The following is a 16983-nucleotide window of genomic DNA, read 5'->3' as shown; positions in this document are numbered from 1 at the left end:
CCGGTCAGCCGCTGCCGTCCGCCGGTCCGTCGGCCGTCCCGGCCGTCTCGGTCGCGGCCGTACCGGCTGCCCCGGCTGTCCCCGCCGCCCCGGCTGTCCCGGCCGGCCGGGCGGCCCGGCGCCGCTCCCGCTCGCGTTCCCGTGCCCCCGGGTGCTCCCGTTCCGGCTCCCGCTCGCGTTCCCGTTCGCGCGGGAGACCGTACGGCAGCTCTCCGTACCACACACGTGTCAGTGCGAAGCCGAACACCAGGCAGAGCAGACCGCCCACCGCGTCCAGCCAGAAGTGGTTGGCGGTGGCGACGATGACGCCCAGTGTCGTCGCCGGGTAGAGCAGCCCCAGCAGCCGCGCCCACGGGACCCGGGCCAGCGCGAAGACCGTCAGCCCGCACCACAGCGACCAGCCGATGTGCATCGACGGCATCGCGGCGTACTGGTTCGACATGTGCTTGAGGTCGCCGGACGCCATCGAGCCCCAGGTGTGGTGCACCATGACGGTGTCGACGAAGCCCGCGCCCTTCATCAGCCGGGGCGGCGCCAGCGGATACAGGTAGTAACCGACCAGCGCCACGCCCGTCGTCGCGAACAGGGCGAGACGGGTTGCCGCGTAGCGGCCGGGATGCCACCGGTACAGCCACACCAGCACACCCAGCGTCACCGCGAAGTGCAGTGTCGCGTAGTAGTAGTTCATGCCGACGATCAGCCAATTCACCGAGTTCACGGCATGGTTGACCGACTCCTCGACGGCGACGCCCAGCCGGTGCTCGGTCCGCCAGATCCAGTCGGCGTTGCGCAGGGCCTGCGCCCGCTGCTCGGGCACGGCGTTGCGGATCAGTGAGTACGTCCAGTAGCTCACGCCGATCAGCAGGATCTCGAACCACAGCCGGGGCCGGCGCGGGGTGCGCAGCCGGCGCAGCAGATCCGCCACGGCCCCGTCCGTGACCGACTTCGGAACAACCGCCCGTTCGCGGCCTTCCTGTGTCGTCACGGTCGGTTCGCCCATAACCGCAAAGTCTGCCAGAAAAGGGATCCGCCCCCGCTCATCCGCTGGTCGGGGCGGGGGCGCATGTTCTGGGTGCGGGGCCTGCCGGGGCGCCCGACGGCGTGCGCCCCGATCCGGCGCGCTCGGCTACGGGCGGTTGCGCTCGCCGGGGGCCGACGCGGTCGATCCCCGCACCACCAGTTCCGGCATGAACACGAACTCGCTGTGCGGCGCGGGCGTCCCGCCGATCTCCTCCAGCAGCGTGCGCACCGCGGCCTGCCCCATCGCCGGGACCGGCTTGCGGACCGTGGTCAGCGGCGGGTCGGTGAACGCGATCAGCGGGGAGTCGTCGAAGCCGACCACCGACACGTCCTGCGGGACGCTCAGCCCCCGCTGCCGCGCCGCCCGTATCGCACCGAGCGCCATCATGTCGCTGGCGCAGACGATCGCCGTGCAGTCCCGCTCGATGAGCGCGTTGGTGGCGGCCTGGCCGCCCTCCAGGGTGTACAGCGAGTGCTGGACGAGCTCGGACTCGATCGTCTCGGCGTGCAGGCCCAGCTGGTCCTGCACCGCCCGGACGAATCCGTCGATCTTCCGCTGGACCGGTACGAACCGCTTGGGGCCGAGCGCGAGCCCGATCCTGGTGTGGCCCAGCGACACCAGATGCGTGACCGCCAGCGTCATGGCGGCCCGGTCGTCGGGGGAGATGAACGGCGCCTGCACCTTGGGCGAGAAGCCGTCGACGAGCACGAACGGCACGCCCTGCGCCCGCAGCTGCTCGTAGCGCTGCATGTCGGCGGTGGTGTCGGCGTGGAGTCCGGAGACGTAGATGATGCCGGCGACCCCGCGGTCGACGAGCATCTCGGTCAGCTCGTCCTCCGTCGACCCGCCGGGGGTCTGGGTGGCGAGCACCGGGGTGTAGCCCTGCCTGGTCAGCGCCTGCCCGATGACCTGGGCGAGGGCCGGGAATATGGGGTTCTCCAGCTCCGGGGTGATCAGGCCCACCAGGCCCGCGCTGCGCTGGCGCAGCCGCACCGGGCGTTCGTAGCCCAGTACGTCGAGTGCGGCCAGCACGGACTGGCGGGTGGTGGCGGCGACGCCCGGCTTCCCGTTGAGGACGCGGCTGACGGTCGCTTCGCTCACTCCCGCCTGTGCGGCGATGTCGGCAAGCCTGGTGGTCACGGCACTGGACTGTACCGGTCGGATCTCACCTTGCACACCAATCGGACGCCGTGAGCGGGTGGTCGGACGGCGCCCTGCGGGCTGCTGCGTCATCGGGTCCTCGAGTTCTGGTCGGCGTCCTGTTCCCGCAACGGATAATCCCCGTGCCGGAAATGGATGGCAAGAGCTTGCAGAGTCTTGCACAACCGGGTCGCTTCCCGCTCAGCCCCGCAATACAGCGGTCTCGCGCCGGTCGAGGAGAGGTCACGGCGGAGTAACTTCTGTGACCTCTTGCGCTTTTTTTCTGCAAGGTCTTTCGCAACGCTTACATGGCTGTTACGTTCTCGTCGCCCGGCGGCCGCAACGGCGCAGTCGGCAAGTCGGCAGGGGCGGCGGACGGGACCGCCACCTGTCAGTACACGGGCTTAACCCTCAAGGAGAACTCATGCGGCGTGGCATAGCGGCCAGCGCGCTGGTGGCGTCCTTCGCCCTCGCGGCGACGGCCTGCGGCGGTGGCGACAGCAGTGGCGACAAGGCCGGCGGTCCGGTCACCATCACCTGGTGGGACACGTCCAACGCCACCAACGAGGCGCCGACGTACCAGGCCTTGGTCAAGGAGTTCGAGGCCGCCAACAAGAACATCAAGGTCAAGTACGTCAACGTGCCCTTCGACCAGGCGCAGAACAAGTTCGACACGGCCGCCGGTGCCTCCGGCGCCCCGGACGTCCTGCGCTCCGAGGTCGGCTGGACCCCCGCCTTCGCCAAGAAGGGCTACTTCCTGCCGCTGGACGGCACCGAGGCCCTCAAGGACCAGGCCAAGTTCAAGTCCAACCTGGTCACGCAGGCCCAGTACGAGGGCAAGACCTACGGCGTGCCGCTGGTCACCGACACCCTCGCGCTGGTCTACAACAAGCAGCTCTTCACCAAGGCCGGCATCACCGAGGCGCCCAAGACCTGGGACGACCTGAAGAAGGACGCGGCCACCATCAAGGCCAAGACCGGTGTCGACGGCTACTGGGGCTCCACCCAGGCCTACTACGCCCAGAGCTTCCTCTACGGCGAGGGCACCGACACCGTCGACGCCGCCGCCAAGAAGATCACGGTGAACTCGGACGCCGCGAAGAAGGCGTACGGCACCTGGCTCGGCCTGTTCTCCGGCAAGGGCCTGCACAAGGCGGACACCACCGCCGACGCCTACGCCCACATCCAGGACGCGTTCGTCAACGGCAAGGTCGCTGCGATCGTCCAGGGTCCGTGGGAGATCACGAACTTCTACAAGGGTTCGGCGTTCTCCGACAAGTCCAACCTCGGCATCGCCACCGTCCCGGCCGGCTCCGCCGGCAAGGCGGGCGCCCCGACCGGTGGCCACAACCTCTCGGTCTACGCCGGTTCGGACAAGGCCCACCAGGACGCCGCGCTGAAGTTCGTGAACTTCATGACCTCGGCCAAGAGCCAGTCGACCATCGCGCTGAAGAACTCCACGCTGCCCACGCGTGACGACGCCTACACCGACCAGGTCAAGGCCGACCCGGGCATCGCCGGCTACGGCACGGTCCTCGCCGCCGCCCAGCCGCGCCCCGCGCTGCCCGAGTACAGCTCCCTGTGGGGTCCGCTGGACACCGAGCTGCCCAAGATCGCGGGTGGCAAGGAGTCCCTCGACAAGGGTCTGAGCAACGTCGAGCTGGCGATCGCCAAGCTGGTGCCGGACTTCAGCAAGTGATGACCAGTGGCCGCCGGATCCCCCTGTGAAAGCAGGGGAAGGATCCGGCGGCCACCGGCCTGCACCGGCCGAGGCCGGTCCGCCCCGCCCAGCCGCTTCCCAGAGCCGTAGAACTTCCAGAAGGTGTCGAACATGACAGTCGCCATCGACCGCGCCACCGGCAAGCGCCACGGTGACCGCGCGCCACGGCCCGGGCTGGGCCAACGCCTGAAGCACGGATACCACAAGCACTGGTACGCGTACGCGATGATCGCCCCCGTGGCCGTCGTGCTCGGCGTCCTCGTGCTCTACCCCCTGGTGTACGGCCTCTACCTCACCCTGACCGACGCCAACAGCCTCAACACGGCCCGCACGATCGGCGTCAACCACATCGACGCCACCTACAAGTTCATCGGGCTGGACAACTACAAGGACATCCTGTTCGGCCCGACGGCGTACGACCGCTTCTGGTCGCACTTCGTCTGGACGATCGTGTGGACCGCGCTGTGCGTGGCGCTGCACTACACCGTCGGCCTCGGCCTCGCGCTGCTGCTGAACCAGAAGCTGCGCGGGCGCACCCTCTACCGGCTGGTGCTGGTCCTGCCGTGGGCCGTGCCCACCTTCGTCACCGTCTTCGGCTGGCGCTTCATGCTCGCCGACGGCGGCATCATCAACTCCGCCCTGGACGCCCTGCACCTGCCCTCGCCCCTGTGGCTGGAGGACACCTTCTGGCAGCGGTTCGCCGCGATCATGGTCAACACCTGGTGCGGTGTGCCGTTCATGATGGTCTCCCTGCTCGGCGGCCTCCAGTCCATCGACGCCTCCCTGTACGAGGCCGCGGAGATGGACGGGGCGAGCACCTGGCAGCGCTTCCGGTACGTGACCCTGCCGGGTCTGCGCTCGGTCAGCTCCACCGTCGTGCTGCTCGGCATCATTTGGACCTTCAACCAGTTCGCCGTGATCTTCCTGCTGTTCGGCAACACCGCCCCCGACGCCCAGATCCTCGTTACCTGGGCCTACTTCCTCGGCTTCGGACAGCAGCCGCGCGACTTCGCGCAGTCGGCGGCCTACGGCATCCTGCTGCTGGCCATCCTGATCGTTTTCACCTCGTTCTACCGTCGCTGGCTGAACCGCAACGAGCAGCAGCTCGCGATCTGAGGCAGGAGATCCCATGAGTACGACCACAGTCGAGACCTCCGCCCCGGTGACCGAGCAGACCCCGGCCGCGGCCCCCCGCAAGAAGACCCGGCGCCGGGGCGAGACCAGCCTCGCCGGCTCCCTCGCCTCCCACGGTGTGCTGACCGTCGCGAGCCTGATCGCGCTCTTCCCGATCGGCTGGCTGGTCTATCTGTCCCTCGGACCGGACAAGGACGACTACCTCCACCCCGGCGGCATCTGGGGCAAGATGACGTTCGACAACTACACGTTCGTCCTGGAGCACACGCAGTTCTTCGACTGGCTGAAGAGCTCGCTGATCGTCACGCTCGGCACCACGCTCATCGGTGTGCTGATCGCCGCCACCACCGGCTACGCGGTCTCCCGCATGCGCTTCCCCGGCTACAAGAAGTTCATGTGGATCCTGCTGGTCACGCAGATGTTCCCGGTCGCGGTCCTGATGGTGCCGATGTACCAGATCCTCTCGGACCTGGGTCTCATCGACAGCTACTTCGGTCTGATCCTCGTGTACTGCACGACCGTCATCCCGTACAGCGCCTGGCTGCTCAAGGGGTACTTCGACACCATCCCCTTCGAGATCGACGAGGCCGGACGCGTCGACGGGCTCACCCCCTTCGGCACCTTCTTCCGGCTCATCCTGCCGCTGGCCAAGCCGGGACTCGCGGTGGCCGCCTTCTACAACTTCCTCACCGCCTTCAGCGAGGTCGCCTTCGCCTCGACGTTCATGCTGAGCGACGACAAGTACACCCTCGCCGTCGGCCTCCAGTCCTTCGTCAGCGAGCACGACGCCCAGCGCAACCTGATGGCAGCGACCGCCGTGCTGATCGCGATACCGGCCGCCGCGTTCTTCTACCTCGTGCAGAAGAACCTGGTGACCGGCCTCACCGCGGGCGGCACGAAGGGCTGACGCCCTCGACGCCCCCACGGCTCCCGCGCGCCTGACCGCGCGGGTGGCGGCCGCGGTGCCCCATCCGACCCCGCAGGCACCGCGGCCGCCTCGTCACCCCCCACCAGCACCGACCCGTCGACCCGAACCTCCCCCGCACTCGGCTCCGCTTGAGGGGGGGACTCCGATCGCATCAAGGACGCCATGAGCCAGCACTCCGCCGACCCGGCCGAAAGCACCGCCGTCGCCACCGTCGCCCAGAGCCGCGACTGGTGGCGGGACGCGGTCATCTACCAGGTCTATCCGCGCAGCTTCGCCGACAGCAACGGCGACGGCATGGGGGACCTGGAGGGCGTACGCGCCAGACTTCCGTACCTGCGCGACCTCGGTGTCGACGCCGTCTGGCTCAGCCCCTTCTACGCCTCGCCGCAGGCCGACGCCGGCTACGACGTCGCCGACTACCGCGCGGTGGACCCCATGTTCGGCAACCTCCTGGACGCCGACGCGCTGATCCGCGACGCCCGTGCGCTCGGTCTCAGGATCATCGTCGACCTGGTCCCCAACCACTCCTCCGACCAGCACGAGTGGTTCAAGCGCGCGCTGGAGGAGGGCCCCGGCTCCCCGCTGCGCGAGCGCTACCACTTCCGCCCCGGCAAGGGCGAGAACGGCGAACTGCCGCCCAACGACTGGGAGTCCATCTTCGGCGGACCGGCCTGGACCCGGGTCGCGGACGGCGAGTGGTACCTGCACCTGTTCGCCCCCGAGCAGCCCGACTTCAACTGGGACCACCCGGCGGTGGGCGACGAGTTCCGCTCGATCCTGCGCTTCTGGCTGGACATGGGCGTCGACGGGTTCCGCATCGACGTCGCCCACGGCCTGGTCAAGGCGCCCGGTCTGCCCGACCTCGGCTCCCACGATCAGCTCAAGCTGCTGGGCAACGATGTCATGCCGTTCTTCGACCAGGACGGCGTGCACGCCATCTACCGGCAGTGGCGCACGGTCGTCGACGAGTACGCGGGCGAGCGCATCCTCGTCGCCGAGGCGTGGACCCCGACCGTCGAGCGCACCGCGAACTACGTCCGCCCCGACGAGCTGCACCAGGCCTTCAACTTCCAGTACCTGGGCACCGAGTGGGACGCGGCCGAGCTGCGCAAGGTCGTCGACCGCACCCTGGAGGCCATGCGCCCGGTCGGCGCCCCCGCCACCTGGGTGCTGTCCAACCACGACGTCACCCGGCACGCCACCCGGTTCGCCAACCCGCCCGGCCTCGGCACCCAGATCCGCACGGCCGGCGACCGCGAGCTCGGTCTGCGCCGGGCCCGGGCGGCCACGCTGCTGATGCTGGCGCTGCCCGGTTCCGCCTACGTCTACCAGGGCGAGGAGCTCGGTCTGCCGGACGTCGTGGACCTGCCGGACGAGGTGCGCCAGGACCCGGCGTTCTTCCGCGGCGCGGGCCAGGACGGCTTCCGCGACGGCTGCCGGGTGCCGATCCCGTGGACCCGCGAGGGCTCCTCGTACGGCTTCGGCAGCGGCGGCAGCTGGCTGCCGCAGCCCGACTCCTGGGGCGAGCTGAGCGTCGAGGCCCAGCAGGGCGTGCCCGGCTCCACCCTGGAGCTGTACCGCAGCGCGCTCGCCGTCCGGCGCGGCCAGGCCGACCTGGGCGAGGGCGACACGGTGGAGTGGCTGCGAGCCCCCGAGGGCGCTCTCGCCTTCCGGCGCGGGAAGTTCGTGTGCGTCACCAACACCACGGGCGAGTCGGTGAACGTCCCGGCGTACGGACGGGTCCTGCTGGCCAGCGGTGAGGTGACCGAGGCCGGCGGCGAGACGAAGGTGCCGGCCGACACGACCGTCTGGTTCGCCACGGCCTGACCGGCCGCACCGAAAGTTCTTGCATCAACTTCACACGGCCCGCTGCCTTTTCAGGCAGCGGGCCTTTAACATCTTCGTCACCGCAAGTTTGCGGAAACTTTTCAGCAAGAACCTTCAGTGACGAAGGAACCCCACATGGCACGCAGAATCCTCTCGGGGGCGCTGGCCCTCGCCGCCACCACCCTTGTCATGACCCCGACCATGGCACAGGCCTCCCCGCCCGGCACCAAGGACGTCACCGCCGTCCTCTTCGAGTGGAAGTTCGCCTCGGTCGCCAAGGAGTGCACCAACACCCTGGGCCCCGCGGGCTACGGGTACGTCCAGGTCTCGCCGCCCGCCGAGCACATACAGGGCTCGCAGTGGTGGACCTCGTACCAGCCGGTGTCGTACAAGATCGCCGGCCGGCTCGGCGACCGCACCGCGTTCCAGAACATGGTGAACACCTGCCACGCGGCGGGGGTGAAGGTGGTCGTCGACAGCGTCGTGAACCACATGTCGGCGGGCACCGGCAGCACCGGCACCGGCGGCTCGTCGTACACGAAGTACAACTACCCCGGCCTGTACTCCTCCTACGACTTCGACGACTGCACCTCCCAGGTCAGCAACTACAGCGACCGCTGGAACGTGCAGCACTGCGAACTCGTCGGCCTCGCCGACCTCGACACCGGCGAGGAGTACGTCCGCAAGACCATCGCCGGCTATCTGAACGACCTGCTCACCCTGGGCGTGGACGGTTTCCGCATCGACGCGGCCAAGCACATCGACAGCGCCGACCTCGCCAACATCAAGTCCCGGCTGACCAACCCCTCGGTGTACTGGAAGCAGGAGGTCATCTACGGCTCGGGCGAGGCGGTCCAGCCCACCGAGTACACCGGCAACGGCGACGTCCAGGAGTTCCGCTACGCCTACGACCTCAAGCGGGTCTTCAACAACGAGAACCTCGCCTACCTGAAGAACTACGGCGAGGGCTGGGGCTACATGAGCAGCTCGGTGGCCGGGGTGTTCGTCGACAACCACGACACCGAGCGCAACGGCTCGACGCTCAACTACAAGGACGGCGCGAACTACACCCTCGCCAACGTCTTCATGCTCGCCTACCCCTACGGCGCCCCGGACATCAACTCCGGCTACGAGTGGTCGGACGTGGACGCCGGCCCGCCCAACGGCGGCACGGTCAACGCCTGCTGGCAGGACGGCTGGAAGTGCCAGCACGCCTGGCCCGAGATCAAGTCGATGGTCGCCTTCCGCAACGCGACCCGGGGCCAGGCCGTCTCCAACTGGTGGGACGACGGAAACGACGCGATCGCCTTCGGCCGCGGCAGCAAGGGCTTCGTGGCCATCAACCACGAGACCTCGTCCCTCACCCGGACCTACCAGACGTCGCTGGCGGCGGGCACGTACTGCAACGTGCAGAACAACACGACGGTGGCGGTGAACTCCAGCGGGCAGTTCACCGCCACCCTGGCCGCCAACACGGCCCTGGCGATCTACTCCGGCAAGTCGGGCTGCTGAGCCGGGCAGGTCACTTCCACGTGTCACTCGTGGTGTAGCCGGACGAACTGCCCGTCGTGTACGAGCGGTTCGTGCCGGACTCCCAGGTCACGTTCCCGGAGCCGTCCTTCTTGATGTACTTGTACGTGAAGGCCGTGCTCCTGGGGACGATGACCAGCCTGCTCCAGGTCGGGTACGCGGCGGACGACAGCGGGATCGCGTCGCTCGTGTTCCAGGAACCGAGCGAGGCGATGGAGCCGACGACGTAGACGTTGGTGCCCCAGTCGGTCGTCGCGTACTCGTTGAAGGTGACGTCGGTGGCGTCGGCTGTCGCCACGTTCCAGGAGCTGTTCACGGTGATCGCCGAAGTCCCCGCGGAGGCCGACCGGTCGGCGTTCGACTCCCAGGTGACATTGCCCGAGGCGTCCTTCTTGATGTACTTGAACGTGAAGGACGTGTTGATCGGCACGCTCACCTCCCCGGACCAGACCGGGTACCCGGCGGACGAGAGCGGGACCGCCTTGGAGGTGTCCCAGCCGCCCAGCGCCGGCAGCGAGCCGACCACGTAGACGCCGGTACCGCTGGTGGTGGACGCGTACTCGTCGAAGGTGGCGCTGACCGTGGCGGCCGAGCCGCCGTCACCGCCGCCGGTGTCGTCGCAGCCCACCGTGCAGGTGTAGGAGGAGTTGTAGAAGGCGACCGCGCTCTTCGCCGGGACGGTGATCGACGCGCTGCCGCCCGACACCGTCACCGTGCTCGCGCCGCCGTCGATCACGTTCTTGTACGTGCCGTCGGCCATGCTCGTGGTGAAGGTGTAAGTGGCCGCCGAGGAACCGTTGTTGAGGGCGAAGAAGCCCGCGCCGCCGCGGCCGAAGCCGATCACACCGGAGGACTTGGTCTGCCAGTCGGACACGGCGGCCGTGTCGGCCGCGTTGTGCCAGGCGACCATGCCGACCACGGCGGTGTCCCGGTCCAGGCAGTACCAGGAGCCACTGGAACAGTCCGTGTTGGTCACGAACCCGGCGGAGTTCGGCGGGGCCTGGTCGCTCTGGGTCCACTCCCAGCCGGCGTACACGGTCGGCGTCGACCACTTGTAGGCGAGCTGGAAGAGGTTGGCGAGCTTGTAGGTGTCGCCGTCCTTGTAGCTCAGGTGCAGACCGTTGCGCTCGGTGTCGTGGTTGGTCACGAACGACACCGAGTTCGCGGCGGGCAGGATGCCGCTGCTCCCGAGCGAGGCGAGATCGGAGACATTGCCCTGGAAGGCGGACTTCAGCCTGCTCGCGTAGGTGAAGTCCAGGACGTCGCCGGAGGCGTAGTAGTCGGCCGGCTGCGGGGTCGAACCCGGGTAGATCTCCTGGAAGACGTACGGGTCCTTGCCGGAGGTGGTGTCGGTCAGCTTCGCCTCGATGGCGGCGAGGTCGGCCTCGGGGATGTGCTTGGACGCGTCGACGCGGAAGCCGTCGACACCGAGCGCGAGCTGGTCGTTCAGGAAGTCGGCGATGCCTGCGCGGACCGTGTCGGAACCGGTCTTGAGGTCGGGCAGCCCCAGCAGCTCGCAGTTCTGCACCTGGGTGAGGCTGGAGTAGTCCTGGATGGTCAGGTCGGACGTGGGGCACGAGGTGGAGTCGTGGTAGTCCGCGCGGTCCCAGTCCGGGGTGTCGTACTTGCTGGTCACCGTGGTGCCGTTGTAGCCGGTGCCGGTCTGGGCGGCGGTGTGGTTGATCACCGCGTCCGTGTACACCTTCACGCCCGCCGCGTGGCAGGTGCTCACCATGGACGCGAACTTCGCCGCCGTCCCGAAGCGGCTGTTCAGGTTGTACGCGTACGGCTGGTAGACGTCCCACCAGTAGTAGCTGGACTGCTTGAGGGACTCGGCGGGCGGTGCGACCTGGACCGCGCCGTACCCGGCCGGGCCGAGCACGTTCGTGCACTCGGACGCGATCGAGTCCCAGTTCCACTCCCACAGGTTGGCGATCACATCGCCCTTGGCGGAGGCGTCGGCCCGCGCCGGGGCGGCCGGCAGGGCCACCGCCCCGGCCAGCGCGAGGGCGCCGGCGGCCACCGCGGTACCGGTGCGACGCAGGGTGCCGGGCGGCCGGGACGAGCGTCGAAATCTGGTCATGTGCGGCTCCGGAAATGAGGTCACGAAGGGTACGTGCTTCAACAACCGTGGAGAGTGCGGCAGTTGGGAAGGGGCGTCAAGGCAGCCGGTGAAAGTTCTTGCTGTGAGTTTCAAGCCTCTTGCTGTAAACCTTTCGTTAGCGATACGGTCGCGCGGGCGCCCGGCATCGAAGCCGAGCCGCGGTGTTGGGGTCGGACCCAAATGAGCCGTAATCGCAAGGAGTTCACGCCTGTGATACCGAGTTGGCCGGCGCCCGGGACGCGCCGAATCCGCAGAGCCAGACGGGTCGCGGCCGTCGCCGCCGTGACCCTCGCCGCAGCGCTGGTGCAGCCCCTGGCCGCGCACGCGGCCGCCCCGCCCGCACCTCCCTCGGACGCCAGGCTCGCCGCCGAGCCCGCCCGGCACGACGACACCCGGGAGCAGTTCTACTTCGTCATGCCGGACCGGTTCGCCAACGGCGACCGCTCCAACGACAAGGGCGGACTGACCGGCTCCCGCCTGAGCACCGGCTACGACCCCACCGACAAGGGCTTCTACCAGGGCGGTGACCTCAAGGGCCTGACCGACCGGCTCGACTACATCAAGAACCTGGGCACCACGGCCATCTGGATGGCCCCCATTTTCAAGAACCGGCCCGTGCAGGGGACCGGCGCCGATGCCTCGGCCGGCTACCACGGCTACTGGATCACCGACTTCACCCAGGTCGACCCGCACTTCGGGACCAACAAGGACCTCGCCACCCTCATCGCCAAGGCGCACGCCAAGGGCATGAAGGTCTTCTTCGACGTCATCACCAACCACACCGCCGACGTCGTCGACTACCAGGAGAAGTCCTACGACTACCTGTCCAAGGGCGCCTTCCCCTATCTGACGAAGGACGGACAGCCCTTCGACGACGCCGACTACGCGGCCGGCGGACGGAAGTTCCCGGCCGTCGGCACCGGGTCCTTCCCGCGCACGCCGACCGTCGCCGCCGCGGACAAGAACGCCAAGGTGCCGTCCTGGCTCAACGACCCGACGATGTACCACAACCGGGGCGACTCGACGTACGCCGGCGAGAACGCCACCTACGGCGACTTCTCCGGCCTGGACGACCTGTGGACCGAGCGTCCCGAGGTCGTCAGCGGCATGGAGAAGATCTACCAGCGCTGGGTGCGGGACTTCGGCGTCGACGGCTTCCGGATCGACACCGTCAAGCACGTGGACATGGAGTTCTGGACGCAGTGGGCGACCGCGCTGGACGCGTACGCGGCCGCGCACGGCCGTAAGAACTTCTTCATGTTCGGCGAGGTCTACTCCGCCGACACCTCGATCACCTCACCGTACGTCACCCAGGGCCGGCTCGACGCCACCCTCGACTTCCCCTTCCAGGACGCGGCCCGCCAGTACGCCTCCCAGGGCGGCAGCGCGCAGAAGCTGGCCACCGTCTTCGGCGACGACTACAAGTACACGACCGACAAGGCCAACGCCTACGAGCAGGTCACCTTCCTCGGCAACCACGACATGGGCCGCATCGGGTACTTCCTGAACCAGGACAACCCGAAGGCCACCGACGCCGAACTGCTCAAGAAGGACAAGCTCGCCAACGAGCTGATGTTCCTCAGCCGCGGCAACCCCGTCGTCTACTACGGCGACGAGCAGGGCTTCACCGGCTCCGGCGGCGACAAGGACGCCCGCCAGACGATGTTCGCCTCCAAGGTCGCCGACTACCTCGACGACGACGAGATCGGCACCGCCCGTACCCACGCGAGCGACGCCTACGACACGAGCGCGCCGCTCTACAAGCAGATCAGCGCCCTCTCGAAGCTGCGCAAGGACAACCCGGCGCTCACCGACGGCGTCCAGACCCAGCGGTACGCGGCCGACGGCCCCGGCGTCTACGCCTTCACCCGCACCGACGCGAAGACCGGCGCCGAGTACGTCGTCGCCTTCAACAACGCCGGCACGGCGCAGAGCGCCACCTTCGCCACCGGCTCGGCCCGCATGGCCTACCGGGGCGTGTACGGCACCGGCGCCGTCGTCGCCTCGGACGCCGACCGCAAGGTCACCGTCACCGTCCCCGCCGGATCCGCCGTCGTCCTCAAGGCGGCCGGACGCCTCGCCAAGCCCGCCACCGGGCCGACGGTCACCCTCAAGGCCCCGGACGCCGGCGCCACCGGGACCGTCGAGCTCACCGCCGACGTCACGGGCGGCCAGCTCGACCGGGTCGTCTTCGCCGCCCAGACCGGCAACGGCAAGTGGGTCACGCTCGGCTCCGCCGACCACGCCCCGTACAAGGTCACCCAGACCATCGGCAAGGACGTACCGGCCGGCACCGCGCTGCGCTACAAGGCGGTCGTGATCGACTCCGCCGGGAGGACCGCGAGCGCCACCGCGAGCTCCAGCACGGGCACCGCGCCCGCCCCGGAGATCCCCACCGCGTCCTCCCGCGACTACGCGGTCGTCCACTACAAGCGCACGGACGGCGACTACACGGACTGGGGCCTGTACGCCTGGGGCGACCTCGCCGACGGCGAGGCCACCGACTGGCCGGCCAGCCACCCCTTCACGGGCCGCGACGCCTACGGCGCCTTCGCCTACGTCAAGCTCAAGCCCGGTGCCTCGAACGTCGGCTTCCTGGTCATCGACAAGGACGGCAACAAGGACGTCGCGTCCGACCGGAGCATCGACGTCACCAAGACGGGCGAGGTCTGGATCGAGCAGGGGAAGCCGGACGTACTGACCGCGAACCCCGCCGCCCCCGCGCAGGACAAGACCAAGGCGGTCATCCACTACCACCGCGCCGACGGCGACTACGACGGCTGGGGCCTGCACGTCTGGACGGGCGCCGCGAACCCCACCGACTGGCCGAGCCCCCTGAAGCCGGTGAAGACTGACGCCTATGGCGCGGTCTTCGAGGTACCGCTCACCGACGGTGCCACCAGCCTCAGCTACATCATCCACAACGGCGACAACAAGGACCTGCCCGCCGACCAGTCCCTGGACCTCAAGGCCAACGGCTACGAGGTGTGGCTGTTGAACGGCCAGGAGAAGTACCTGCTGCCGCAGCCCGCAGGCTCCGCGGCCGCCCTCGACCTGACCACCTCCAAGGCGGTCTGGATCGACCGGGACACCCTCGCCTGGAACGGCTCCGACGCGGCCGCCTCCACCCAGCTGCGCTACTCCCACGACGGCTCGATCACCGTCAAGGACGGCGCCCTCACCAGCGACGACGAGCGCTGGCTGCGACTGACGAAGACCACCCTCACCGACGCCCAGAAGGCGAAGTTCCCGCACCTGAAGGACTACACCGCCTGGACCGTCGACCCGCGCGACCGCGCCCGGGTGCGCGAGGCGCTGAGCGGCCAGCTCGTGGCCTCCCAGCTCGCCGCCAACGGCGCGGTGCTGTCCGCGACCGGCGTCCAGGTCGCCGGCGTGCTCGACGACCTGTACGACGCGACCAGGGCGAACCTGGGCCCGGTCTTCCGCGACGGGAAGCCGACCCTGTCCGTCTGGGCGCCCACCGCACAGAACGTCTCCCTGGAGCTGGCCGGCGCGACGGTGCCCATGCACCGCGACGCGGCGACCGGCGTCTGGTCCGTCACCGGCCCCGCCTCCTGGAAGGGCAAGCCCTACCGGTACGTGGTGAAGGTCTGGGCCCCCAGCGTCCGCAAGATCGTGACGAACAAGGTCACCGACCCGTACTCGGTCGCGCTGAGCGCGAACTCCGAGCGCAGCCTGGTCGTCGACCTGAACGACAAGGCCCTCGCCCCCGGCGGCTGGTCGACCCTGGTCAAGCCCAAGGCCGTACCGCTGAAGGACGCGCAGATCCAGGAACTGCACATCCGGGACTTCTCCGTCGCCGACTCGACCGTCCCGGCCAAGGACCAGGGCACCTACCTGGCCTTCACCGACAAGAACAGCGACGGCTCGAAGCACCTGCGCGAGCTGGCCGGGGCCGGCACCTCGTACGTGCATCTGCTGCCCGCCTTCGACATCGCCACCATCCCCGAGAAGAAGGCCGACCAGGCCACCCCCGGCTGTGACCTCGCCGCCTACCCGGCCGACTCCGACCAGCAGCAGGAGTGCGTGGCGAAGACCGCCGCGAAGGACGCCTACAACTGGGGCTACGACCCGTACCACTACACGGTCCCCGAGGGCTCGTACGCCACCGACCCGGACGGCACCGCCCGTACGGTCCAGTTCCGCAGCATGGTCAAGGCGATCAACGACGACGGCCTGCGGGTCGTGATGGACGTCGTCTACAACCACACCGCGGCCAGCGGCCAGGCCGACACCTCCGTGCTCGACAAGGTCGTGCCCGGCTACTACCAGCGGCTGCTGGCCGACGGCTCGGTGGCCAACAGCACCTGCTGCTCGAACACCGCGCCCGAGAACGCCATGATGGGCAAGCTGGTCGTCGACTCCATCGTCACCTGGGCCAAGGAGTACAAGGTCGACGGCTTCCGCTTCGACCTGATGGGCCACCACCCCAAGGCGAACATCCTCGCCGTGCGCAAGGCGCTGGACGCGCTGACCCTCGCGAAGGACGGCGTCGACGGCAAGAAGATCATCCTCTACGGCGAGGGCTGGAACTTCGGCGAGGTCGCCAACGACGCCCGGTTCGTGCAGGCCACCCAGCAGAACATGGCCGGCACCGGCATCGCGACCTTCTCCGACCGGGCCCGCGACGCGGTGCGCGGCGGCGGTCCGTTCGACTCCGACCCCGGCATCCAGGGCTTCGCGTCCGGTCTCTACACCGACCCGAACTCCTCCACCGCCAACGGGACCGAGGCCGAGCAGAAGGCCCGCCTCCTCCACTACCAGGACCTGATCAAGGTCGGTCTGACCGGCAACCTCGCCAAGTACCGCTTCACCGACACCGACGGCCACGACGTCACCGGCGCCGAGGTCGACTACAACGGCGCGCCCGCCGGCTACGCGGACGCCCCCGGCGACGCCCTCGCCTACACGGACGCCCACGACAACGAGTCGCTGTTCGATGCCCTGACCTACAAGCTGCCCCAGGGCACCTCCGCGTCCGACCGGGCCCGGATGCAGGTCCTCGCCATGGCCACGGCCGCCCTCTCCCAGGGGCCGTCCCTGTCCCAGGCGGGCTCGGACCTGCTGCGCTCCAAGTCGCTGGACCGCAACTCCTTCGACAGCGGCGACTGGTTCAACGCCATCCACTGGAACTGCGCCGACGGCAACGGCTTCGGGCGCGGGCTGCCGCCGGCGGCCGACAACGCCTCCAAGTGGCCGTACGCCAAGCCGCTGTTGAGCTCCGTCAGCGTGGGCTGCCCGCAGATCACCGGGGCCTCGGCCGCGTACCAGGACCTGCTGCGGATCCGTACCACCGAGCCGGCGTTCTCCCTCGGCAGCACCGCGCAGGTGCAGTCGGACCTGTCCTTCCCGCTGTCCGGGAAGAGCGAGACGCCCGGTGTGATCACCATGAAGCTGGGTGACCTGGTCGTCGTGTTCAACGCGACGCCGACCGCCCAGCGGCAGACCGTCGACGCGCTCGCCGGCAAGGGCTACCGCCTGCACCCGGTGCAGGCGTCGGGCGCGGACGCCACGGTCAAGGCCGCGGCCTACGACCGGGATTCCGGCACCTTCGCCGT

At 69.0% G+C, this 16983-nt stretch carries 9 protein-coding genes; 6 read left to right on the top strand and 3 right to left on the bottom strand.

What is annotated here, in order from left to right:
- Window positions 1-4 precede the first annotated feature (4 nt).
- Both ABT085_RS07990 and ABT085_RS07985 read right to left on the bottom strand, forming a co-directional pair.
- Window positions 5-1000, bottom strand: a complete 996-nt coding sequence (locus ABT085_RS07990) for a phosphatase PAP2 family protein (protein WP_351603396.1) — start codon at window positions 998-1000, stop codon at window positions 5-7.
- A 126-nt stretch (window positions 1001-1126) separates the two neighbouring features.
- Complete coding sequence (locus ABT085_RS07985; protein WP_351603394.1) at window positions 1127-2161, bottom strand: LacI family DNA-binding transcriptional regulator; 1035 nt, start codon at window positions 2159-2161, stop codon at window positions 1127-1129.
- A 424-nt stretch (window positions 2162-2585) separates the two neighbouring features.
- Between ABT085_RS07985 and ABT085_RS07980 the strand changes: the two genes are divergently transcribed.
- From ABT085_RS07980 to ABT085_RS07960, 5 genes are all read left to right on the top strand, one after another.
- Entirely contained in the window at window positions 2586-3860 is a 1275-nt protein-coding gene (locus tag ABT085_RS07980) for an extracellular solute-binding protein (protein WP_351603392.1), read from the top strand.
- A 132-nt stretch (window positions 3861-3992) separates the two neighbouring features.
- Window positions 3993-4997 carry a carbohydrate ABC transporter permease gene (locus tag ABT085_RS07975; RefSeq protein WP_351603390.1) on the top strand — a complete coding sequence of 335 codons (1005 nt, stop codon included), beginning with the start codon at window positions 3993-3995 and terminating at the stop codon, window positions 4995-4997.
- Window positions 4998-5010: 13 nt separating this feature from the next.
- Window positions 5011-5922, top strand: a complete 912-nt coding sequence (locus tag ABT085_RS07970) for a sugar ABC transporter permease (RefSeq protein ID WP_351603388.1) — start codon at window positions 5011-5013, stop codon at window positions 5920-5922.
- A gap of 183 nt (window positions 5923-6105) precedes the next feature.
- A complete protein-coding gene (locus ABT085_RS07965) occupies window positions 6106-7770 on the top strand; it encodes a glycoside hydrolase family 13 protein (protein ID WP_351603386.1) in 1665 nt (554 codons plus the stop codon).
- A gap of 135 nt (window positions 7771-7905) precedes the next feature.
- Complete coding sequence (locus tag ABT085_RS07960; protein WP_351603384.1) at window positions 7906-9282, top strand: alpha-amylase; 1377 nt, start codon at window positions 7906-7908, stop codon at window positions 9280-9282.
- A gap of 10 nt (window positions 9283-9292) precedes the next feature.
- On the opposite strand, the gene ABT085_RS07955 is transcribed toward ABT085_RS07960, so the two are convergent.
- A complete protein-coding gene (locus ABT085_RS07955; RefSeq protein ID WP_351603382.1) occupies window positions 9293-11383 on the bottom strand; it encodes a carbohydrate-binding module family 20 domain-containing protein in 2091 nt (696 codons plus the stop codon).
- A gap of 231 nt (window positions 11384-11614) precedes the next feature.
- Between ABT085_RS07955 and pulA the strand changes: the two genes are divergently transcribed.
- On the top strand, window positions 11615-16983 hold a 5369-nt coding region (pulA, locus tag ABT085_RS07950; protein ID WP_351603377.1), incomplete at its 3' end, for a pullulanase-type alpha-1,6-glucosidase.

This window comes from Streptomyces sp. NPDC002265 (assembly GCF_040296125.1).
In the GTDB taxonomy this organism is placed as follows: Bacteria; Actinomycetota; Actinomycetes; order Streptomycetales; family Streptomycetaceae; genus Streptomyces.
The sequence above is the reverse complement of the archived record's forward strand: the minus strand, read 5'-3'. Positions and strand labels throughout refer to the sequence as shown.

Bases quoted from the DNA above. Each gene is read 5' to 3' on its own strand.
- ABT085_RS07990 (WP_351603396.1), bottom strand. From the start codon at position 1,000: ATGGGCGAACCGACCGTGACGACACAGGAAGGCCGCGAACGGGCGGTT.
- ABT085_RS07980 (WP_351603392.1), top strand. From the start codon at position 2,586: ATGCGGCGTGGCATAGCGGCCAGCGCGCTGGTGGCGTCCTTCGCCCTC.
- ABT085_RS07975 (WP_351603390.1), top strand. From the start codon at position 3,993: ATGACAGTCGCCATCGACCGCGCCACCGGCAAGCGCCACGGTGACCGC.
- ABT085_RS07970 (WP_351603388.1), top strand. From the start codon at position 5,011: ATGAGTACGACCACAGTCGAGACCTCCGCCCCGGTGACCGAGCAGACC.
- ABT085_RS07965 (WP_351603386.1), top strand. From the start codon at position 6,106: ATGAGCCAGCACTCCGCCGACCCGGCCGAAAGCACCGCCGTCGCCACC.
- ABT085_RS07960 (WP_351603384.1), top strand. From the start codon at position 7,906: ATGGCACGCAGAATCCTCTCGGGGGCGCTGGCCCTCGCCGCCACCACC.
- ABT085_RS07955 (WP_351603382.1), bottom strand. From the start codon at position 11,383: ATGACCAGATTTCGACGCTCGTCCCGGCCGCCCGGCACCCTGCGTCGC.